Origin of the sequence: Butyrivibrio sp. AE3006 (assembly GCF_000424165.1) — a bacterium.
Classification (GTDB): domain Bacteria; phylum Bacillota; class Clostridia; order Lachnospirales; family Lachnospiraceae; genus Butyrivibrio.
Genome location: NZ_AUJJ01000030.1, coordinates 1 through 20,526, shown reverse-complemented (window position 1 = coordinate 20,526; position 20,526 = coordinate 1). Strand labels below are relative to the sequence as shown.

Annotated in this window: 24 protein-coding genes; 23 read left to right on the top strand and 1 reads right to left on the bottom strand. The window is 40.5% G+C overall.

Annotated elements, in window-relative coordinates:
* Positions 1-201 precede the first annotated feature (201 nt).
* From G603_RS0114655 to G603_RS0114580, 15 genes are all read left to right on the top strand, one after another.
* Complete coding sequence (locus G603_RS0114655; RefSeq protein ID WP_026670694.1) at positions 202-1,608, top strand: RNA-guided endonuclease InsQ/TnpB family protein; 1,407 nt, start codon at positions 202-204, stop codon at positions 1,606-1,608.
* Positions 1,609-1,742: 134 nt separating this feature from the next.
* On the top strand, positions 1,743-2,288 hold the full coding sequence (locus G603_RS0114650) for an NAD(P)H-dependent oxidoreductase (protein WP_026670693.1): 546 nt from the start codon (positions 1,743-1,745) through the stop codon (positions 2,286-2,288).
* Positions 2,289-2,298: 10 nt separating this feature from the next.
* Positions 2,299-2,484, top strand: a complete 186-nt coding sequence (locus G603_RS22100; protein WP_330367664.1) for a DUF554 family protein — start codon at positions 2,299-2,301, stop codon at positions 2,482-2,484.
* A gap of 91 nt (positions 2,485-2,575) precedes the next feature.
* Positions 2,576-2,782 carry a hypothetical protein gene (locus tag G603_RS0114645; protein ID WP_026670692.1) on the top strand — a complete coding sequence of 69 codons (207 nt, stop codon included), beginning with the start codon at positions 2,576-2,578 and terminating at the stop codon, positions 2,780-2,782.
* Positions 2,783-3,181: 399 nt separating this feature from the next.
* Entirely contained in the window at positions 3,182-4,324 is a 1,143-nt protein-coding gene (locus G603_RS22910; RefSeq protein ID WP_242834891.1) for a rhodanese-like domain-containing protein, read from the top strand.
* Position 4,325: 1 nt separating this feature from the next.
* Positions 4,326-5,210: a J domain-containing protein gene (locus tag G603_RS0114630; protein WP_155832691.1), complete on the top strand. Its 885-nt coding sequence runs from the start codon at positions 4,326-4,328 to the stop codon at positions 5,208-5,210.
* 55 nt (positions 5,211-5,265) lie between these two features.
* A complete protein-coding gene (locus tag G603_RS0114625) occupies positions 5,266-6,207 on the top strand; it encodes a DUF3658 domain-containing protein (RefSeq protein ID WP_026525119.1) in 942 nt (313 codons plus the stop codon).
* Between the two features lie 366 nt (positions 6,208-6,573).
* Positions 6,574-6,765 (top strand): hypothetical protein, encoded by a 192-nt coding sequence (locus G603_RS20585; RefSeq protein WP_196808085.1) that lies wholly within the window; start codon positions 6,574-6,576, stop codon positions 6,763-6,765.
* Between the two features lie 89 nt (positions 6,766-6,854).
* Positions 6,855-7,097 carry a hypothetical protein gene (locus tag G603_RS0114615; protein WP_026525118.1) on the top strand — a complete coding sequence of 81 codons (243 nt, stop codon included), beginning with the start codon at positions 6,855-6,857 and terminating at the stop codon, positions 7,095-7,097.
* 441 nt (positions 7,098-7,538) lie between these two features.
* Positions 7,539-7,754, top strand: a complete 216-nt coding sequence (locus G603_RS0114610) for a DUF1284 domain-containing protein (RefSeq protein ID WP_026525117.1) — start codon at positions 7,539-7,541, stop codon at positions 7,752-7,754.
* 12 nt (positions 7,755-7,766) lie between these two features.
* Positions 7,767-8,318 (top strand): hypothetical protein, encoded by a 552-nt coding sequence (locus G603_RS21675; protein ID WP_051207940.1) that lies wholly within the window; start codon positions 7,767-7,769, stop codon positions 8,316-8,318.
* 54 nt (positions 8,319-8,372) lie between these two features.
* The gene (locus G603_RS0114600; protein WP_026670689.1) at positions 8,373-8,990 is read left to right on the top strand and encodes a pyroglutamyl-peptidase I; all 618 of its coding nucleotides are present in this window, start codon (positions 8,373-8,375) and stop codon (positions 8,988-8,990) included.
* Positions 8,991-9,296: 306 nt separating this feature from the next.
* The gene (locus G603_RS0114595; protein ID WP_051207943.1) at positions 9,297-10,391 is read left to right on the top strand and encodes an RNA-splicing ligase RtcB; all 1,095 of its coding nucleotides are present in this window, start codon (positions 9,297-9,299) and stop codon (positions 10,389-10,391) included.
* A gap of 18 nt (positions 10,392-10,409) precedes the next feature.
* The gene (gene prfH, locus G603_RS0114590; protein ID WP_026525113.1) at positions 10,410-11,051 is read left to right on the top strand and encodes a peptide chain release factor H; all 642 of its coding nucleotides are present in this window, start codon (positions 10,410-10,412) and stop codon (positions 11,049-11,051) included.
* Between the two features lie 483 nt (positions 11,052-11,534).
* Complete coding sequence (locus G603_RS0114580; protein WP_026670687.1) at positions 11,535-12,170, top strand: flavodoxin family protein; 636 nt, start codon at positions 11,535-11,537, stop codon at positions 12,168-12,170.
* A gap of 138 nt (positions 12,171-12,308) precedes the next feature.
* Here G603_RS0114580 and G603_RS0114575 read toward each other — a convergent pair whose 3' ends face one another.
* Positions 12,309-13,847, bottom strand: coding sequence for an amidohydrolase (locus G603_RS0114575; RefSeq protein ID WP_035793452.1), 1,539 nt, complete (start codon positions 13,845-13,847; stop codon positions 12,309-12,311).
* Between the two features lie 604 nt (positions 13,848-14,451).
* On the opposite strand from G603_RS0114575, the gene G603_RS0114570 reads away from it, so the two are divergent.
* From G603_RS0114570 to G603_RS0114535, 8 genes are all read left to right on the top strand, one after another.
* On the top strand, positions 14,452-15,822 hold the full coding sequence (locus G603_RS0114570) for an amino acid permease (RefSeq protein WP_026525107.1): 1,371 nt from the start codon (positions 14,452-14,454) through the stop codon (positions 15,820-15,822).
* A gap of 20 nt (positions 15,823-15,842) precedes the next feature.
* Entirely contained in the window at positions 15,843-16,574 is a 732-nt protein-coding gene (locus G603_RS0114565) for a GntR family transcriptional regulator (protein ID WP_026670685.1), read from the top strand.
* Positions 16,575-16,589: 15 nt separating this feature from the next.
* The gene (gene frlD / locus G603_RS0114560; protein ID WP_026670684.1) at positions 16,590-17,384 is read left to right on the top strand and encodes a fructoselysine 6-kinase; all 795 of its coding nucleotides are present in this window, start codon (positions 16,590-16,592) and stop codon (positions 17,382-17,384) included.
* A 22-nt stretch (positions 17,385-17,406) separates the two neighbouring features.
* Positions 17,407-17,922: a GntR family transcriptional regulator gene (locus G603_RS20575; protein WP_051207938.1), complete on the top strand. Its 516-nt coding sequence runs from the start codon at positions 17,407-17,409 to the stop codon at positions 17,920-17,922.
* 20 nt (positions 17,923-17,942) lie between these two features.
* Complete coding sequence (locus tag G603_RS0114550) at positions 17,943-19,007, top strand: SIS domain-containing protein (protein WP_051207936.1); 1,065 nt, start codon at positions 17,943-17,945, stop codon at positions 19,005-19,007.
* A gap of 280 nt (positions 19,008-19,287) precedes the next feature.
* The gene (locus G603_RS20570) at positions 19,288-19,674 is read left to right on the top strand and encodes a hypothetical protein (RefSeq protein ID WP_242834890.1); all 387 of its coding nucleotides are present in this window, start codon (positions 19,288-19,290) and stop codon (positions 19,672-19,674) included.
* A gap of 129 nt (positions 19,675-19,803) precedes the next feature.
* Complete coding sequence (locus G603_RS0114540; protein WP_026496574.1) at positions 19,804-20,046, top strand: AbrB/MazE/SpoVT family DNA-binding domain-containing protein; 243 nt, start codon at positions 19,804-19,806, stop codon at positions 20,044-20,046.
* On the top strand, positions 20,046-20,351 hold the full coding sequence (locus G603_RS0114535; protein ID WP_026525103.1) for a type II toxin-antitoxin system PemK/MazF family toxin: 306 nt from the start codon (positions 20,046-20,048) through the stop codon (positions 20,349-20,351). The genes G603_RS0114540 and G603_RS0114535 overlap by 1 nt, the downstream gene beginning before the upstream one ends.
* Positions 20,352-20,526: the final 175 nt, after the last annotated feature.

Genomic DNA, 20,526 nt, shown 5'->3' with positions numbered 1-20,526 from the left:
CGGAAAGATGTGCGGAGGTAAAGTCAGTTCATGCGGAATTTACTGTTACAATCCGGAATTTAAATTAGCACTCAAGTTGAGTGCCTGTTCCTCTTGTAACTGTCCATGAAACCTCCAAATCTAACGCAAACAAATGTTTGCATATTTACTATAAATATGCTATAATACAGAATATAAGGCTTGGCGAAGGGAATTACAACCGTGTACAGAACAAGGCAGTTCAGAATCAGTAAAAACAACAGACTATATGGTTACTGCAGCGATATCTGCAGAGCCTGCGCCATTCTGTACAACAGGGCTAATTTCATAATCCGTCAGTATTCTTCAGCCGTGGAAGCCATGGCATCCTACAGACCCCTGTATCCCAATCAGATGCAGGTATTCAGGCTTGTGAATAACACCCTCGATGGTACAAAATATCAGGTAAAAGGTTCCTGGCTTTCTTACAATGCCCTCGACTATCTTTTAAAGACCACAAAAGATAAGGCATACTACGGGCTTCCATCACAGGCAAACCAGCAGATACTGAAGCTCCTGCTCAGGGATTACAAGTCATTTTTTGAGGCAGTGAAGGCATATGCAAAGACTCCGTCTGCTTTTACAGGACGTCCCCGCATGCCCAGGTATGTAGGTGAGGGAAAGTACAAGACAGCCATACTCACAAACCAGATATGCAGGATAAAGGATGACTCTCTTATCAGATTCCCCGGAACAAACGATATGCTAAGACTTGGTGAAGGCTTCCCTTCCGGAAAGCTTAAGGAAGTGCGCATAAAGCCACATGGGAAGGACTTTGTGATAGATGTTGTTATGGATGTGGAAACAAGGGGCATGGCTCCTGCTGATGATAAGGAAATACTGAAGGATCTTGTAGATATGGCGGATATTTCAGGCATCCGTGTAATGGCAATAGATCCCGGAACAGATAACATAGCTGCCGTAGTAAACAACTTTGGCGAGAGACCCTTTGTCATAAAGGGCGGAACCATCAAGGCTATCAACCAGTTTTACAACAAGGAAATGGGAAGACTCGCTTCATGTGCCATGAGATGCAATAAGAGATACCGTACCAGAAAAATGAGCATCCTTACTGAAAAGAGGAACAGGAGGATAAAGGACCAGTTTCACAAGATAAGCAGACAACTTGCGGACTATGCAAGGGATAACCGTGTCGATGTTGTGGTGATGGGACATAACGTATTCCAGAAACAGGAAGCAGATATGGGACATATCAGTAACCAGAATTTTGTGCAGATACCAATGCTGATATTTGCAGATATGCTCCGCTATAAGCTTGCTGAGTACGGTATAAGACTTGCCCTCACAGAAGAGAGCTATACATCAAAGGCTGATTTTCTTGCCATGGATCCTATTCCCATGTATGAAAAAGGGAATAATAAAGAATACTCTTTTTCAGGAAGAAGGATAAAAAGAGGACTCTACAGGCACTACGATGGAACACTCACAAATGCAGACATAAACGGAGCTGCAAATATCTTGAGAAAAGTATTCCCAAAGGTAACACAATGGGATAGGGGCATAGTGGACATGCCCTGTTCTTCAGGATGCCATAGGCAGACTGAAGGTTCATGCCGCAAAGCGGCATAACAGAAACCCTTTCCGACGTAGAGTCGGTGAGGTAGTTCATGCAGTTATAACCGTAACTGATGATTACGAGATAATTCCGGAGATAAAGGAAATAGAAGCACTATAGTTCACCGTTTAAGGAAAAGGAGAATTCTATGATTTTATTTGTTAACGCTTGTGTTCGCAAGCAGTCTAGAACATTGATTTTGGCTAAGCAACTGTTAAGTACTTTAGAAGGTGAGGTAAAGGAAATCAGGCTTGAAGACGTAGATTTTCCTGTGGTTGATGAAGAGTTCATAAATCATCGTGAAGACCTTAAAAACGCCGGAAAATACGATGATCCTATGTTTTCTCTTGGCAGAGATTTTGCGGCTGCAGACACAATAGTAATAGCTGCTCCTTATTATGACCTTTCTTTTCCTGCTATGCTCAAGCAGTTTTTTGAGCAGATAAATGTCCTGGGACTGACCTTTACATATTCGGAAACGGGCATACCTACAGGTTTATGTAAAGCCGATAAGCTGTATTATGTAACAACCGCCGGCGGGCCGATTTTATCTGACGAGCTGGGATTTGGCTATGTAAAAGCTCTTGCCAATAATTTTTATGGAATAGACGAAGTCTACCAGATTAAGGCTGAGGGCCTTGATGTTGTCGGGGCAGATGTGGACGCGATTCTTGGGGCTGCCCGCGTAGAATGATGTAACCCTTGTGACCCTTTTGGCAAAGCTTGTAGCACCGATAATGACTGAGTCTGCAATATCGAATCTGCCACTGGTGGGATCGGTGTTGATCTTCTGTGTGGGAGTAAATCTTGTCTGGGGCAAAAAGGTAAGAGTCGCAAATATGCTGCCTGCGCTGATTGTGGCTGTTATAGCAGCATACATACCGATATGATAAATCAGTGTATATTTGACCGTTTCTGGTGTAGAAGCGGTCTTTTTTTCTGGGACGAGGTATATTTACTTCAGAAGGAGGGTAGTTAACTATGGAAAATGAAAGAATTAAAGAGATGAAAGCAGAGATTTCAAAGTTAAATACGCTTGCAGCAACGCTTCTCTATGCTTCATCCGTATTTCAGATAGCAGATAAACATTTTGGACTGGGAGCAGTTTTCTTTGCAGCGGCCACCTGTTTTGCAGCATCTGCACGTTTGAATCGCAAATGTCGAAACAAAAATGATTCAAAGCCATGACTTTTTCATGAAAATTTACTTCACGCAATATGCCATTTTTCATGAAAAAATAGACTTATGAATTTATGTTTTGTGAGTTTTATGGATAATTAAAAAACGCGCGATATTGTTAATGACGTCCGCTACCTTCTATGATATATATAGTCATACAAAGAGCAGAGAACGGAGGGAACAATGGCTGATACAAACGATATGGCACTGCTTTCTCAGGAAGAGATAGATAAGCTAATTAAAATGATGGAAGAGGAGAAAAACTCCTAAGAAATGACACGGCGGCAGAAATTTCTGCCGTCTTTTTTGGCCCATGGGCCATTCTCCTAGTCCTATGCAAAAGCACACAAAAAGGCTATAGTAAAGGAAAGTAATGCGGTTATGGATATAGCACATAAGGGGATCAGAATGAAAAAACTTTGTGGTGTTTTGGGACTTATGTTTTTATTGCTCATCGCAGCCTGTGGCGAAAAAGGTCAGGTCATGGATGGTGATGGAATGATTCAGACATTTGAGTATACACAGATATCGCAGGACGAAGCCAGGGAGATGATGGCAAAGGACGATGGTCATGTTATTGTCGACGTTCGTAGGGAGGATGAATATGCAGAAGGGCATATCCCAGGTGCAATTCTAATACCTAATGAAAGCATTGATGTGGACCCGCCTAAAGAACTTCCGGACTTTGATCAGATAATCCTTGTCTATTGCCGAAGCGGCAGACGCAGTAAGGAAGCCTCGCAGAAGCTTGCGGATATGGGATATTCGAAAGTGTATGAATTCGGAGGAATCATCGACTGGACTGGGGATATTGAGACAGGTGAGAGCGAGCCGAGTAAAGATAGTAACGATATGCAGGATCAGGATGCTCTTCCAATAACGGAAGAGGCCACCGATAACAGTAACGCAGATGCAGAAAACGGAGGAGATGACATGGGAGCAGCAAAACTTTTGTATCAGGGACACGCAAGCATGAGGATTATTACAGCTGAGGGAAAAGTGATCTATGTGGATCCTTTTGCCGGGGAAGGCTATGATGTACCGGCAGATTTGATACTTATGACACACAGCCACTATGATCACACCCAGACAGATGAGATAGCTACAAAGAATCCGGACTGCGAGACTATTTCATGGGTTGAGGCCTTAAGCGGAGGACAGCATCAGAACTTTGATCTTGGATATGTAAAGGTTGAAGCTGTGGAAGCAGGCTACAACAAGAATCATGACGTTAATGAATGTGTGGGTTTTATCCTTACTTTTTCAAATGGAGTGACACTGTATCTGTCCGGAGATACTTCCACAACACCTCAGATGAATGATTTGGCGGAGAGGAATTTGGATTATGCATTTTTCTGCTGTGACGGTGTCTACAACATGGATGTGCAGGAAGCAATTGAGTGCGCTAAAACCGTTGGCGCAAAGCACAACATTCCCTATCACATGATCCCTGCAGATAAGACCAACTGCTTTGATCAGTCTGTAGCAGAAAGCTTTGATGTTCCCGGAAGAATAATAGTAAAACCCGGCGAAGAGCTGGTGCTTGAATAACATGGATATAATTGAGGCTTATCGTATCCTTGGTGCGTCAAGGAGCGATGATGAAAACACCATAAAGAAAAAGTATAAAAGACTTCTTTTTGTCCATCATCCCGACGCGAAAAGGCATAGGGGAGAGGCGTCCGATGATGGGATGATAACCAAAGTCATAGAGGCATATAAGGTAATCAGGGAAAGTCTTGAACTAGAGACAGACAGCAGTGATGACTGGGAGTGGGAAGCTGCCGTTAATGAGGAAGCTTTCTGTGACAGAGCTGTATATGTGCAGTACAGAATCTATGATGATGAGGACCTTCCGCTGTCAAAAGTAGCTGAGGGCAAGTATATCTGGGATCCCGATCTTGAGGATTTTCCTTTCTTTGCAAAAAGCGTACTTGAAGCTGCAAAGGATGTAGTTTCGGGAGCGGAGGGAGCCCTTTCCGGTGATGTTCTCATGGGAATTTTCCATCTTATGATGCAGGAATATGTCTTACCTGCGGATGCAGCAAGGAAAATTGGAGAACCCGTTGGGGGCATGGAAGATGCAGAAGAGTATCAGTTCATCAGTTATATAAAGAGTTCTGCCAAAGGAGCAGATTCTTTCCATGAAGGTGAGCCTGTCGATATTTTCCTATCTGATAACAGGGCAGTGGCTCAAAATCCTGTGAACGGAGTGTTCCTCGGAGATATTTCATTTGATGATGATGCACTTTACTACGTGATCTTACCTCTTTTGGAGGAACCTGAAGTGAAGATTTCCTCTCAGATGATGAGGCTCATCAGGGCAGGACGTAATAAAAATAGCATCATGCTACGCATAGTCCTTAAGATTCCACAGGGGCTTAAAGACACTCCGGTATCTTACAAAAGGCAGATCCTTGATTTTCTGGGAATGTAGATATGATGCTGTGACATAGGATGATAAAGTAACAAGAAATGTTATAGGGGATGAAATGAAGAAGGAGATAGTATTCGGACCAAGTGTTCAGGGAAGTTTGAGAATGGCACAGATTACCGGTGTTGGAGAATTCCCAAAGTCGATGATCTGTACAATAAAAGATGATTCAGGGAAAGTTCCAGACAGAATCAAAAGACTCAACAAGGAAAATGAAGAGAAGTGGTATAACAGCAGACCTATTGGCGGAAATGCTAAAGATATCATTTGCCTTGAGCTGTCTTTAGAGTATGGCGACATTTCCGGAAGAATTCCCGGGAAAAAGAGAGACCAGGTGATTTATCAGCTGATCAGTACAATGTATCCGGAAAGCAGAAACGGTAACATTGCAAAAGAATGGGTCGATGGGATTGCCGGCAACAACAGAAAATATCTGAAACTTTTAAAGGATGCTATCAGTAACGAAGAAGAGATTAGAATATGGTACAGCAACAGTCCGTCTGAAATAAACGGATTTTACTGGCTAATGAATTATCTTGATAAGAATAAATATTATGAAAAAGTAAGTGCTGTATATTTGCCTCCAAATTATTGGACAGGCAAGTATTATTGTAATGCATGGGGACAAATGCCACCGGAGAAGTGGTTTGACACATTATCATTGGAAAAAAATATTACCAAAGAGCAGATAAAACATTGTTCCGAAAAATGGAAGGATCTTCAAAAAGATAATCTCCCGCTAAGGCTGATGGTTAGTGGAAGTATTGTGAGCCTTCATGAAGAGTTCCTGGATTCTATAATTAGAGATGTTATCAAGAATATGTCTAAAACCTTCAAAATAAGCCGTCTTGTTGGTGAAGTGATGGGAAAAACAGAACTGATGCTGGGTGATTTGATCATATTTGAAAGGGTAAACAGCATGATTGAAAGAGGCGAAATACTTCTCGCAGAGGAATGGCAGGAGTCAGCTATGAGGACTCTTGTGAAGAATAATAGATAAAATGCTTACATGAAAACGAAATAGCTGACATTTTTAAGAAATTCTGATTGTTAACCATGTGCATATGAGCTGTGGATCAAATGCGGAAATGGTTTGAATAATAATGATATTCGACGAAAAGAGACATGTAGTGCCGCTCGTAATCAGCATCAATTAAGCATTGATTTTTGATTATGGGCGGTTTATTATTGCTTTAAGCGTTGCATACAATCAAATGGCAGCAAATATAAAAGTCCCATACGATGGGGCTTTTTTAGCAGGAGGACTCATTCTTGGATATCCTGATACCGGAATGCCAAATCGCATACCGCTTGAGACTATGAAAATATTGATATAACCCAGAGCCTTAAAGGCCTTAAGGCGTTTTTGAGACTCCGTGATAAGGATGAAGCCTTTAACGAGGCAAAGGGAAATGGATATATAGGCATTCCTACACTCATTACAGATGATGGAAAAATAATCCTTGACTGGGAGCGCTACTTTACAGAGCAGGGAATAGAGGTAGAAAAGCCCGGAGAAGCAGGCGCTGCATGCAGAGTAGATGGGAAAGGTTGCTGAGAGATAATAGAAATTTAATACTTCCAAAACCCTTTAAGCGAGATTAAATATGATAAGGTATATATAAATCACGCGGATGGAGGTGTTTCATGGGTAAAATCAGCAAAGCCATCGAAAAGAAAAAGAAAGAGCTCATGTGGCTTAAGATAAAGCTTGGACTAAAGGTTGGTGCCATTGTCCTTGTACCTATCGTTATTTTGATAGTTATCCATATCATCAAAAAGAAGACAAAAAAGCACATAAAGAACAAGATCAAGGAATCCATCAGAAATCACGTTTCAAAAAGGCAGGAAGATGATGAAGAACCTGAGCTTTGTGAGACAGGTATATAAGATGTAAATATACATAGAATTTATATATCTTTTTGTATGCGATTGAGTAAGGCAGGTATATAAGATAGAAATTTAATGGGGCTTTTATATACTTTTTTCTGTGCCAAATAAGTACATAGGGGTGAATGTTACAGGAAAGCATATAAAAAAGTATATAAATTAAATTATTATATTCCATTTATATACCGGACGGAGAAGTTATGTGAGAAATAGGTATATAAATTTGCCTTAAGAGCTTTTCTTATATAGGTTGTGTAAAAAGGAGCGTAATACATATTTTAGGAACGCTTTTGTAATAAGAGAGTTAATTTTTATAAGTAGTGGTGAAACGGCCGTCAGATTTAGCAAAATCTGATGGCCTTCTTTTTTCCAGAAGAATGGTTCATGATATACTAAATTACGTGAACAAAGCATATTACGATTGAAAGGTCTAAACTTGAAATGACAGAGACAGACACAGCTATAAATGATAAATCCGGCAATACCATAGGAATGGATAAAAAGGTCTACGACTATCAGGAGCTAATCAGCATGATCCACGAAAAGATGACCCATGAAAAGATGCAGGAAATCTGCGGCACTTGCGAATGGTATCAGATGAGCACCTGCGAGAAAAATATCCTTTCAGGCAAATATCTGCTCGGAAACAAAAATTAGCGAGGTATTAACATGGCTCAGATTAAGTTGGGACAAGCACTGTTGATCGTATGCTGCATATTTTACCTTGTCTGGTGGGGAGTAGCGTTTCATCCTGATCATGGTAATAGCCATACTTCCGGACTTGATGGAATTTTATTGCTGATTACAGTGGGATTTGGTCTTGCCGGGCTATACATAAATATGATGGGGATAATCAAAACTCCACCGAAAAAAGGGTTTATTTCCGGAATAACTATTATAGCCGCTGGCATTGCTACATATTTGATTCTGCTATATGGAACCAGAGTTTTTCTTCACAGGCAGGTGACGTCTGAACTGTTCCTAATAGTAGGATGGTCGATGCTTGAAGTGGCATCAATAAACCGTGCTTTTGCCTGGGAGACAGTTACGATAGACAAGGCGGCTATTCTTCTTATATTAACTGCGATCGCGGCAATACTTAGTCTTTATTTCTATTTGCAGTATTACAGAGTAAAGCCCATGACAGGGTATCTGTTTGGGATGATACCGCTTATTACAGAAGCAATTACAATGGGGATATTTGAATTTTTTACAAAGTAGTCTTTTGATGATATTGAAGCTGGAATGAAAGATGAGAAAGGATGCTGAGAAATCATGAAAAAGGTGATTGTTTCGGCTTTTGAGTCATTTAATAATGCAAAGATTAATCCCTCTTATGAGGCTGCAAAACTGCTTCCGAGGAGAATAGGAGAAGCAGAAATTGAAGTGATAAGGTTACCTGTAGTATTTGGCGAGGCTGCAGCGATACTTGAAAAAAGAATTGATGAGGAAAGACCTGATGCGATTATCATGCTTGGCGTTGCAGGTATAAGGACAAAGATAACCCCGGAAGTCATTGCCGTGAATATCGATGATGCAAGAATTCCTGATAATCAAGGCAACAGCCCTAAATTCGAGAAGATTGATTCAGAAGGAGAAGATGGCATTTTCTCAACGCTTCCGGTAACAAAAATGGTCGAGAACATGACAAAAGAAGGGATTTTGTCTGAGCTTTCCTATTCAGCCGGTGCTTATGTATGTAATGATCTTTTTTATAGTATCATGAATTATCTGAAGACAAAGGATTTAAGCATTCCTGCAGGATTCATCCATGTTCCCAACCCGGCTGATTCTGATGAGACTACAAAATCAGCAATGAGCACACCTGAAATAGCCAGGGGAATTCAGATATGCGTAGAAACTGTTTTGGAAGAAATGGAAGATACCCCATAACCCACCATATGTGATATACTAACGTCTGTAATAAAGAATTCAACGTGCTCATACAGAGCAGAAAGGAGGGCAATCATGAAATACATGACGACTATATTTACAACTGAAACTAGAAATGACAGAGGCATGATTGTCCGCCGTCTATATAGCTGATAGTTCTATCAGTTTACCCATTTTTGACAGGACAATTAAGTAATGAGCCTCTGAGAATTAGAGGTGTCTTTTTAGTGCGCAAATTTGCAAGGACACCGATACGGAGGTTTTGTTTTGACACAAATAACAGGAAAATATACAGATGCAAAAATCATGTGCATGGGCGATATTGCTGAAGGAAACGTGGACCAGTACGCAATTGCTCAGGTTAAAATGATAGCAGACACTGAGGCAGCAACCGGCAGTAAAATCTGCGTTATGCCGGACGTTCATCCGGGAAAAGTAGGTCCCATAGGTCTTACCATGACAGTGAAAGATGCTGTGCTTCCGGCACTTATTGGCATTGATATCGGATGTGGAATGAGTATGGCAGCCATTGGAAAAGTAAGAAAGGATTTCCAGAAGCTTGATACCGTAATCAGAGATAACATCCCGGTTGGCTTCAAGAGCAGAAATACTATTCACAGAGATGCAGGAGAGTTTGATCCGGGCTGGCTTCGCTGTGCAAAACACATCAGACAGGACAAGGCAATGCTCAGCCTGGGAACTCTGGGCGGAGGAAATCACTTCATTGAGATTGATGTAGACGAAGATGGCGAAGGATATTTGATCATCCACAGCGGGAGCCGTCATCTTGGTAAGGAAGTGGCTGAATACTACATGGAAACAGGTCACAAGCATCTTAAGAAGCAGGGAATAGAAGTGCCTTATGAAATGACCTTCCTCACAGGTGAACTTTTAGCGGATTATCTTCATGATATTCAGTTTGTTCAGGAGTATGCTGCCCTGAACCGTCAGATCATGATTAAAGAAATCTGCAAGGGTATGAAGTGGAAGATAGAAGACCAGCAGAGCTGTATCCACAACTATATCGAGGAAACAGAAAACGGAGCAATTTTAAGAAAAGGCGCTATCTCTGCCAAAAAAGACGAGGAGGTAATCATCCCAATCAATATGAGGGATGGCGTAATTCTTGGAAAAGGGAAGGGGAACGCAGAGTGGAATTGTTCTGCACCCCACGGAGCAGGCAGATTATCTACAAGAGAACAGGCAATGAATTCACATACAGTTTCTGAATTCAAGGCATCCATGAAAGGTATTTACTCTAGTTGCATCAGCAAGGATACACTTGATGAAGCACCCTTCGCTTACAGGGACATTGATTACATCAGGCAAGCTGTTGAGGATACCGTTGAAATCACAAAGATCCTCAAACCTGTTTATAACTACAAAGGCGGAAATGCATAAGAAAGAGGTAATTAGATAATGATACTACAGATAAGCTCAGGTATGGGCCCTGTTGAATGCAGAGCTGCCGTGGGCGGTATATACAGAGCATTAGAAAAAGAATTTTCAGATTTAGAGATAATCGCATCAATGAAAGGAGAAGTTGAAGGTGCGTTTTCATCAATCATTTTTTCATCCGAGCAGGATTTATCAGAGCTTGATGGGACTATGCAGTGGATCTGCAAGAGTAAACACAGACCCGGCCATAAACGGAAAAACTGGTTTGTGGATGTAAGCATAATCCCCGATGCCGATGAAGTGGATTCAGAGCTCACCGCAGATAAGGTGAAAATTGAGAAATTTCACAGCGGTGGTCCCGGCGGACAGAATGTCAACAAGGTTGAGACTGGAGTAAGAGTGACACATCTGCCCACAGGGATCATCGTAGCATCAACTAGGGAACGTTCACAGTATGCCAACAAGCAGGATGCACTAAAAAAGCTTTCGTCAGTTCTTAAAGAGATGAACGCCACAAACAAGGATAATCAAAGAAATGACGCCTGGAGCAAACATGCACAGATTGTGCGTGGAAATCCGGTGAGGATTTATGAAGGTGAGGATTTTAAGCTCACTTTTGTCAAAAGAAAAGAGGAGAATAAAGAGAAATTAACTAACCAATAACAGTAGAAGAAAAAGTCCCTATTTTTTATTTAAGATTTATTCTCATGGACTTATTTTGTCCATGAGATTTTTATACTGTAATTATCAAATAACAAAAGTAGATGACTCAAAGTAATGGTGGGGGAGAACTAACTATTTCAAATAATGAAAGGAAGGTAACACCATGAAGAGACTGATATTTTGGATTATAACTGCATTATTTTTGTCAAAGAGTTTAAGTTTAGGAGACTTGAGAATGAAACGGAGATATATTGAGATTAACGGAACTGATAACGAATATGGTGAGTCTAGCATGATTGAGAAAGTATAAAACATTACCGCATTTCGCTTTTTTGAAAGATCAGCAATCATAGGCAGGAAAACATCAAAATATACACTATCCCAGGTCGGATAATGAGAAGAAATGTGCTGATTTAAAAGCTATGATTGATTAAGTAAATTTGCATAATTCAGACATTCAGGATAAGGAGGAAAGAGAAAGGTATGGCTAAGAAAATTGTTGTTGTAAATGCAGGACCAAGGGCAGGATTCAATACAGATACACTTTTAAAGGAAGCAGCCAAGGGATGTGAGGACGCCGGGGCAGAGGTGGTGAGATATGACCTCTTTAAGCTTGAACGCTACACCGGCTGTATTTCGTGCTTTGGATGTAAAAAAGAGCAGAATAAAGGTCACTGTATCTGCAGGGATGGCCTTACACAGGTGCTTGATGATATTAGGAAAGCAGATGGACTTATAATGGGCTCTCCCAATTATTTGTCTAACTTTACAGCATCCTTCAGGGCTCTTTATGAAAGACTTGTTTTCCAAAGCCTTACTTATAATGTTGAAACGCCGTGCTGTAATCAGAATGTTATTCCGGTGCTTCTCATAATGACCAGCAATGCGCCTGATACAGCATACACAGAGCTATTAAATGGATACAAGGATACGCTTGATAAGTTCGTTGGGCCAACAAATGTGCTGGTAAGCGGCGATACTTTGCAGCTAAAAGACTATAGTAAAACTGACTGGGAATTGTCATTTTTTGATCCTGAACATAAGAAAGAGCGCCATGAAACAGTATTCCCACAGGAATGCAAAAAAGCTTATGAGATGGGAAAAGCACTTTTGGCGTGAGCAGATAAGAGAATTCGGATGACAGATCAGGATGTACAGCAACCTTTGATGAGCTTAATAAATTCTTTATTTACCAGATAATGTTTGAAGGGATGAGCTTATACAGAATAAGCCCATCCCTCATCACTGTGCCCCTGCTCAATAAACTCTTTTTCCATTAAGATATGTCTGTTCTACGTAGCGTTTTCGAATTTCATTTATCGGTGTATTAAAAAGATTATCATCAAAAACAACGAAGTCAGCTTTTTTTCCTTCTTCCAGAGTTCCCACTTCATTCTCAATCCCCAGATTATAGGCCCCTCCATAGGTCCAAGCTTTTAGAAGTTCGCTACATTTTAGCATATTCTGAGAATTAAAGGCGTCTCCACCTTCCGGGAAAAATCCACCTACTGCATGAAAAATTGATTCCGGGATATTATCGATAAGAAGTGGCAGATCAGTACCACAGCTTATAGTTACACCGCTATCTGCCATTTTTCTGCGATTCCAATATCGTTTTCCTCTTTCGGAACCTATTTTTTCATCAATCATAGCTAATTTATCTTTTCTGTTGGCGATAGATTGAATCTGAGGATAAATCTCTGCAATTACGCCAAGCTTTCCCATTCTCTCAAGGTCAGATGGATCACTGAATTCAAGGTCAGTTATACTGTGTCGATTTACGAGTTTTCCATCAAGATTGAGCATGCAGCTTTCGTATATATCGAGAACTTTTGATATTGCAGCGTCACCTTGTGCATGAAGCGAAAAACGAAAGCCTTCAGAATCAGCGTTTCTGGCATCGTCAGCGATTTTTTTCCAATCTATTTCCTGAGCACAGTTAGTATCTGCACATAAATAAGGTTCTTTAAGATCAGCACATAAGTCACTTACGGATCCATCGGTCATTTGGTTGAAACCGGAAAAGCAAATGAATTCACCCTTAAAGCGATCACGCATGGTTTTTCCATATTCCAGAGACATCGGCTTGGAAACAGGCTGACTCATAAAATGGACTCTTAAAGTAAGCTCTTTTTTGTTATTCAACTCCTCAAGAATATCAGTAAAACCAAAGAAATCATCAAAACCCATTTCTTTTACATTTGTTACACCCATACGGTTTAGCATATGCATATATCGTTTGAACAATGGCACTATGAAGTTCTTGTCCGACATTATTATTGGTAACAGAAGGACATAGCTTTCAGGATAACAGGTTTCCGGACTAAATTTGTACATTACTCTTGCAGCTTTATTCATAAGGCATGTTTCGCAGCCTTGAGCAAAAAGAATAACAGGCCTGTGACCGAAGATCTTTTCCAGACGCTTAGTATTCACTTCAGATATTAGTTTTTTTGATAAGCCATGACCAAGAACAGCTTTATCAAGAGGCAGTGAATCAGCGTAATCTACAACTATGGAGAACAGCTCATCTATGGTAGTCGCAGGTGAAAGGTCTACACCCGCATAGCGGACAGCATACCCGGTAAAAAAACAATGTACATCAGTAAATGCCGGAGTGATAGTTTTATCACCAAAATCAAGGTAATTCTCTGTATTCCGTCTATCTTCTTCAGATAATGTTCCTTTTCCCACTAAAATGATCCTTCCATCCTTAACTGCGATATATCCCTCGAAAGGTTTGGCATCATAACCATTAAAGATGGATCTGGATGCCATGACGAAGTCAGCTTTCATATTTACAATATTTTCCTCCCTATATTTTTCATGGATAAATGCCGGAAGAATCGGCGATTTATGGATAAAAGAGAACATGTCGGAAATCTCTTTATCCGGATTAGTTCTTTGGGATAAGAATAGAAGCGTTGGGAGAAAGTCTGCACAAACCTTCATCCCACAACTGTAAAGTACCATGATAGATTTTCTTTGCCTATTGGGAGTTTCTCCAAATTCTGAGAAGTGGATTCAGCTACAAAAATGGATGTGGTCTGTTCATAACTGTTATATTTCAAGCAATTTCGTCATTGTATAAAACATGGTGGATTAATACTCTTTTATAATTTGTGAAACATGACGAAAGTGGTCTGATTATCAGTTTTTTGGTCGAACAGTTTTGAGGTTGTGAATAAAAACCGTTTTTCATTTTCGTGCCAATCATGAATGGAATTAAATATAGAGATTTCGTACAATCAAATCAGTTCAGAAAGTGATCTTTTGCAGTGGCGAGGTCGGAAGCGCTTCTGCATAGGATGGGATAGAATAGAAGCCTTTCATAATTATGTTACGGAGGTGGAAAAGGATATGCACAGTCCTTTTCGGTTAGGTATGAAAGGAGATATTCATGTCTGAAAACAACAAACAGGAACTTGGACGTAAATTGGGACTAGGTGCCGTTATTGCACTTGGAGTTGGCACGACGGTCGGTTCCGGAATTTTTTCATCACTATCAGAAGTAGCTAATGCTGCAGGAAGCAGTCTGTTTCTGATATTGGCATTCTTTATAGGAGGCCTTTTGCAAATTCCTGCCAACTTTGTTTATTCTGAGCTTGCTTCAGCATATCCGGAGGATGGGGGACAATATGTTTATTTCAGGGAAGCCGGATCAAGACCATTGGCATTCCTTTGCGGATGGATCAGCTTTTGGGCAACAGATCCGCCGTCAATTTCCATCATGGCGTTGGCAATAGTTAATTACCTTGCATTCTTTATTCCGGTTCACGGACTGATACTTAAATTTATTGCCGTTGGTTTTGTATTACTGTTTATGAGCATTCATCTTCGTTCAGTTAAAGCAGGTGGAGCATTCCAGACAGTCATTACAGCACTCAAAATAATACCTTTTGCGCTGGTTATCGGTATTGGTCTTTTCCATCTTCAGAGCGGACTTTTAATGTCATCAACACCGCTTGAAGGATTTGCAAAGGGCGGATTTACAGCACTTATTGCGGGCATTGCAGCAACAACATGGTCTTATGATGGAATGGGAGCTGCCTGCTACATGTCAGGTGAGATCAATGATGCTAAGAGAAATATGCCTATAGGCCTTATTCTTACAGCTGTTATTGTATTGGCACTTTATTCAGGACTTACCTTTGTGGCATCCGGAATGCTTGGGATTGACGAACTTGCTTCTTCTGAAGCACCTATTGCACTCCTTGCTTCCAAAATCCCCGGTATCGGACAGTATGCTGGAACACTGGTTGCTATCATGGCAATTATTGTAGTAATCGGATCTCTTTCTTCATGCATAATGTATCAGCCTCGTATTGAGTATGCTATGGCAAAGGATAACCTGTTCTTTAAGTCATTTGCAAAGGTACATCCCAAGTACGAGACCCCATATTTTTCAATCATCGTACAGTGCGCAGTTGCTATAGTTCTTATCTTTGCTACAAATCTGTCAGGACTTCTTGGTTACTTTACAATGGTAGCACTTTTGAAAAATATCCTGACATTCTTCACTATTTTTGTACTTAGAAGAAAAGGCAAAGCGCATGGCTATAACCCATCATATAAATGTCCCGGTGGTCCAATAATGCCTATCATAGCAATTGTAATGACTGGGACCCTGATCTACGGCGAACTTACATATGCACCTCTTCAAAGCATTCTTTGTGCAGTGATCGCAGTTGCAACGGGTCTGCCGGCATTCTATTATTGGGATAGCAGAAATAAGAAGACAGAAAAGGCTGATAAACAGCTTGCCGGCTAAAAATTATTGAGGATTTGAAAATGGAACGGATAAAAAAGATACCCCCACATGACAGGGCAGTAGAACAGATCATATGGTATATCGAAGAAAACAATCTAAAGCCCCACGCTAAGCTCCCCGGAGAGAGAGAACTTTGCGAGATGTGGAATCTGAATCGTTCCACGCTGCATCAGGCTATACAGCAGCTGATTAAAGAAAAGATTTTATACAGCGAAAAAGGATCAGGAACTTTTGTGGCGGAGCCTGTTTTAGAGAGAAATCTGAATGATGGTACATCAACATCGGAATCAATGAGAAAGATGGGATATTTTCTTTGGACAGAGGTGCTCCTTTCAAGAGTAGAAGAATGCAGTGAATATGTATCACATAAATTAGGTATTCCCGAAGGCAGTAAAGTATTCCATTTAGAGAGGTTAAGATTGCGCAATAACACTCCGCTTATGATAGAGACCAGCTACATGGAATACAGTCGCTGCCAAGGGATAGAAGAACATGATTTTTCCGAAGAATCCCTGTATCACCTGTTGGAAGAGTATGGGAACAAACTTGGAGCCGGAGAGGAATGGATAAGTATCACGACGGCAACAGATGAAGAGGCCAAAAAGCTTCATGTAAATCCGGGGCAACAAATGTATTATCTTACAGGTTTTATCAACGACATCAACGATAAACCGGTAGAGTATTTTAAGATTGTTGCAAAACCGGATCAGGTAAGATTTTCCACGGGACTGACCAGAGAGGCTTCGGAGTAGCAGGAGATAATAGTAATGAAACTGGCGGCAGTAGGTAGTAATTGTATTGATTATTATGAAAAACTCGAAGGTGGAAAAGCATTTCCTGGCGGAGGCCCTGTAAATATGGCTGTTTACACCGTCAGAATGGGTGGAGAAGCGGCATATATAGGGCATGTCGGAAATGATGAGTTTGGCCAAATAATGAAAGAAGCAATAGCATCAAAAGGAGTAGATATTTCCCATCTTAGTGTCAGAACAGGAAAAACTGCAGTTACGCAGGTGGACCTGATAAACGGGGAACGTATTCTTGGAGATTATGACGAAGGAGTTCTTGCGGACTATCGTCTGACAGAGGAAGATATAGATTTTATCAAAGGATATGACGTAGTTGTCTGCGATCTGTGGGGAAAGGTTGGAGGACAGTTTAGGGAATTAAAGGAATGCGGTATTATGACAGCTTTTGACTGTGCTACAGAACCAGATGTACTTGAGAGTCAGACAGCCATTCCATACACGGATTACGTATTCTTTTCAGTTGATGATGGTGATACATCCGAAAACAGAGAGCTTATGAAAAGTATTTGCGCTAAAGGCCCCAGGCTTGTTATATGTATGATGGGTGAAAAGGGTAGCCTTTGCTATGACGGAAATGATTTTCACAGCTTTGGAATAGTCCCTTGTGATAATTTTGTGGACAGCATGGGGGCAGGAGATAGCTATATAGCAGGCTTCTTAAATGGTATAACCGAAGGAAACACTATAGAACAAGCAATGGAAATGGGAGCTCAGAATGCTACAGAGACTCTGAAGTATTTTGGCGCATGGTAATAAGTCATTAGGGAGCATTGAAATGGACGAACGATACAAAAAGCAAATTGAACGCAATTTGGATGAACTTGAAGGCTTCACTCAGACAATGCGTGACATAAATATGGAACCCTGCATCAGGATTCTTTCGAAGGATCTGCGTATTGCAGGAAATAGATATGCAAAGCTTTTTGGAATAAATCCAGAGGATAAGATCATTGCAATCAAGCGTGTATGCTATGCAAATAGTGAACCGGTATCTTTGGAACAGACATATATTCCATATTATCTGGTACCTAAAATTGAAGGAATTGATCTGAATATCTTTTCTATATATGAGGTGTATAAGATGTTCGGGATTCAAATTGCCAATGCAAGTCAGACACTGGATCTTGCTAAGCCTTCAGCTGCAGATGCACGCACACTTGGAATTGATACTGATACTTTGACAATGCTTTTTCAATGCGTGACGTATGACGTAGATGGCAGAGTGGTGGAGTTTAATAAAAATTATACCCGTGGTGACAAATGCAGTTTTAAAGTTCACTTCAAACGTTAAAAAGAAAGCAGGTTAAAATAATGAAATATGAGGCTAAGGCCTGGAAAGAGAAGGAAGGTGCATCTCTGCGTTCCTTCAATGAGAAGGCTCAGATTGACAGTGTTAATGGTGCTCTGGCGCTAAGACCACAGATAGAGAAAATCATAGATAAAATTTGGGAAGATGGATTCGACGGCATATATTTTATGGGAATAGGAGGAACATATGCTTCCAGTTTACAGGTTGAAGTATATATGCGTGGTAAATCCAAATTACCAATATATGTTGAGAACGCGGCAGAGTTCTTGACAACAGGAAATAGAAGATTTACAGATAAATCAGTTGTTATTTATTCTTCTGTGTCTGGAACAACTAAGGAGATGATACAGCTTGTTGACAAGGTTCATGAAATAGGAGCAAGGGTTTTTGCATTTATCGACACTCCGGGATCAGTGCTTACGCAGCCCGATAAGCAGGACTTCCTGATAACATATAAGGCTAACGAGCAGCTCAAGTTTTTCATGACAGCTAATTATCTTATGTACCTGAATGGGGAATTTGAGGATTATGAAGAGTATAATAAGGAGATGGAAACGTATCTGGCGGATGCTCTTGCTCAGGTAGAAAAAGATTCTGATGAATGGGCTTATGAATATGCTAAGAAAAAGGTGGAATTTCTTAGAGAACATCCGGATCTTCCACATTATTTTATAGGTTCAGGTAACCAATATGGAGCAACTTATTCATATGCAATGTGTTACTGGGAAGAGCAGATGTGGATCAGGACAAAGTCCATTAGTTGTCAGGAATTTTTCCATGGTATGCAGGAGATAGTGGTTTCTGACACACCTATTACTCTTTTCATAGGAGAAGATGAACAGAGACCATTGGCAGAGCGTGTTGCAAGGTTTTTGCCTAAAGTAAACGCAAACTATACGATCATTGATACCAGGGAACAGGAGTTAAAGGGAATCAGTCCCAAGTTTAGAGGAAGCATTTCTCATCTTGTTATGCATGGTGTGAATAACCGCGTGGATGCATATATGGAGCTATTTCTTCGACATCCCTTATCTATTCGCAGATACTATAACCAGATGGATTACTGATGTATGTGATAAATCAAATGATACAGCATATTAATAATACTCCAGAAATCTTGTGCGTATATCTACAGATATACGCACTCTTTTTATTTAATAGTTAGTCTATAACTACTAAGGCGAAAATACCCATCACAATATCTAGTGGTTGCAAAACAGAACATATATTCGTATAATTACAAATAGAACAGTTGTTCGCTATGCATGGTTTTTTCATTGATTCAGGGGCAAGCCGGTGTGCACAGGATGCGCCTTAGTTTCAGAATGGCAGGAGGTATGGACAGATATGATATTTGCGGTAGATTTCGATGGGACCATCTCTCTGGGCGACTGGCCTTCGGTTGGTCCTGCCAATATAGAACTGATAGATTTTTTGATAGAAAAGCAAAAGCAGGGGGACAAACTGATTCTCTGGACATGCAGAGCAGGAGAACCTCTTGAAAAAGCCATAGAGTTTTGCCGGGATAACGGACTATATTTTGATGCTGTAAATGACAACTTACCGGAGACAATAGAGAAGTACGGCTCCAACTCAAGGAAGATCACCTGCGATGTATATATTGATGACAGGGCATGCAATGCCGGTGAATATGAAAAGAGTACAACGCTTGATTTGGACAGAATAGAAATGGAGCTGATACGCTACGCTGATATGGTGGCGATGGCAGGATGATGATAGAAAAAGTGGATGATGGGCTATAAGGTTGCATTTCGGGAAATGTTCTACGAGCTGTTAGTTAGATAATATTGCAAGAATGCATCCATGGATATACAATGTATATACACAAAGGAGGTATATATTATGCAAGCTCAGGTAAAAACATGGGGAAATAGTCAAGGCATAAGAATTCCAAAGGAAGTGCTTCAAGAAGCGGATGTGGCTGTTGATGATGTGCTGGATGTCAAAGTTTCAAATGGAGTTATCATGCTTGTTAAGCCATTCAGACATAAAACTTTGGAGGAGCGTGCTGCCGAATATGGCGGAAAGCTTGATCTTGACGGAGAATTTGACTGGGGTGAGCCTGTAGGAAGAGAGATTTGGTAATGAAAGAAGAAATAAATCAGGGGGATATACTTAAGATTGAAAAAATAAAGATGCCGGTTTTGGTAGTAAGTAAGGATTTTTTCAATCAAACTGGTGAAATTATTGGTTGTCCGATTTACAAGAATGGAGAGCCAGGTGCTTTACATATTAGAATTAATTCTGATGAAGTTACTGGGTATGTTCAATGTGAGAAAATGGCACTACTCGATATGAATTTAAGAGGATATTCTAAATTAGACAGAATACACATGCCAGAAATTATTGACATTACGGATGCTATACAAAGCATTTTTGATTATGTCTGAGGTGTGTTATTATCACTAAACAACCCATGATATTCGAAAGGTTATAAAAGTAAAAAATATTATTTAACTGATATGTAATGACCTCCTGTCAAGAGAAAACTTACAGGGAGTCACCACAAACTTATTTAATTGTTACTAAAGACATCCGGAAAGAGCCTCGGGGTATCAGTTCCCG

What these genes read in the sequence shown, in the direction of transcription:
- G603_RS0114650 (WP_026670693.1), top strand. Translation starts at nt 1,743, where the DNA reads ATGATTTTATTTGTTAACGCTTGTGTTCGCAAGCAGTCTAGAACATTG.
- G603_RS0114645 (WP_026670692.1), top strand. Translation starts at nt 2,576, where the DNA reads ATGGAAAATGAAAGAATTAAAGAGATGAAAGCAGAGATTTCAAAGTTA.
- G603_RS22910 (WP_242834891.1), top strand. Translation starts at nt 3,182, where the DNA reads ATGAAAAAACTTTGTGGTGTTTTGGGACTTATGTTTTTATTGCTCATC.
- G603_RS0114630 (WP_155832691.1), top strand. Translation starts at nt 4,326, where the DNA reads ATGGATATAATTGAGGCTTATCGTATCCTTGGTGCGTCAAGGAGCGAT.
- G603_RS0114625 (WP_026525119.1), top strand. Translation starts at nt 5,266, where the DNA reads ATGAAGAAGGAGATAGTATTCGGACCAAGTGTTCAGGGAAGTTTGAGA.
- G603_RS0114615 (WP_026525118.1), top strand. Translation starts at nt 6,855, where the DNA reads ATGGGTAAAATCAGCAAAGCCATCGAAAAGAAAAAGAAAGAGCTCATG.
- G603_RS0114610 (WP_026525117.1), top strand. Translation starts at nt 7,539, where the DNA reads ATGACAGAGACAGACACAGCTATAAATGATAAATCCGGCAATACCATA.
- G603_RS21675 (WP_051207940.1), top strand. Translation starts at nt 7,767, where the DNA reads ATGGCTCAGATTAAGTTGGGACAAGCACTGTTGATCGTATGCTGCATA.
- G603_RS0114600 (WP_026670689.1), top strand. Translation starts at nt 8,373, where the DNA reads ATGAAAAAGGTGATTGTTTCGGCTTTTGAGTCATTTAATAATGCAAAG.
- G603_RS0114595 (WP_051207943.1), top strand. Translation starts at nt 9,297, where the DNA reads ATGTGCATGGGCGATATTGCTGAAGGAAACGTGGACCAGTACGCAATT.
- prfH (WP_026525113.1), top strand. Translation starts at nt 10,410, where the DNA reads ATGATACTACAGATAAGCTCAGGTATGGGCCCTGTTGAATGCAGAGCT.
- G603_RS0114580 (WP_026670687.1), top strand. Translation starts at nt 11,535, where the DNA reads ATGGCTAAGAAAATTGTTGTTGTAAATGCAGGACCAAGGGCAGGATTC.
- G603_RS0114575 (WP_035793452.1), bottom strand. Translation starts at nt 13,847, where the DNA reads ATGAAAGCTGACTTCGTCATGGCATCCAGATCCATCTTTAATGGTTAT.
- G603_RS0114570 (WP_026525107.1), top strand. Translation starts at nt 14,452, where the DNA reads ATGTCTGAAAACAACAAACAGGAACTTGGACGTAAATTGGGACTAGGT.
- G603_RS0114565 (WP_026670685.1), top strand. Translation starts at nt 15,843, where the DNA reads ATGGAACGGATAAAAAAGATACCCCCACATGACAGGGCAGTAGAACAG.
- frlD (WP_026670684.1), top strand. Translation starts at nt 16,590, where the DNA reads ATGAAACTGGCGGCAGTAGGTAGTAATTGTATTGATTATTATGAAAAA.
- G603_RS20575 (WP_051207938.1), top strand. Translation starts at nt 17,407, where the DNA reads ATGGACGAACGATACAAAAAGCAAATTGAACGCAATTTGGATGAACTT.
- G603_RS0114550 (WP_051207936.1), top strand. Translation starts at nt 17,943, where the DNA reads ATGAAATATGAGGCTAAGGCCTGGAAAGAGAAGGAAGGTGCATCTCTG.
- G603_RS20570 (WP_242834890.1), top strand. Translation starts at nt 19,288, where the DNA reads ATGATATTTGCGGTAGATTTCGATGGGACCATCTCTCTGGGCGACTGG.
- G603_RS0114540 (WP_026496574.1), top strand. Translation starts at nt 19,804, where the DNA reads ATGCAAGCTCAGGTAAAAACATGGGGAAATAGTCAAGGCATAAGAATT.
- G603_RS0114535 (WP_026525103.1), top strand. Translation starts at nt 20,046, where the DNA reads ATGAAAGAAGAAATAAATCAGGGGGATATACTTAAGATTGAAAAAATA.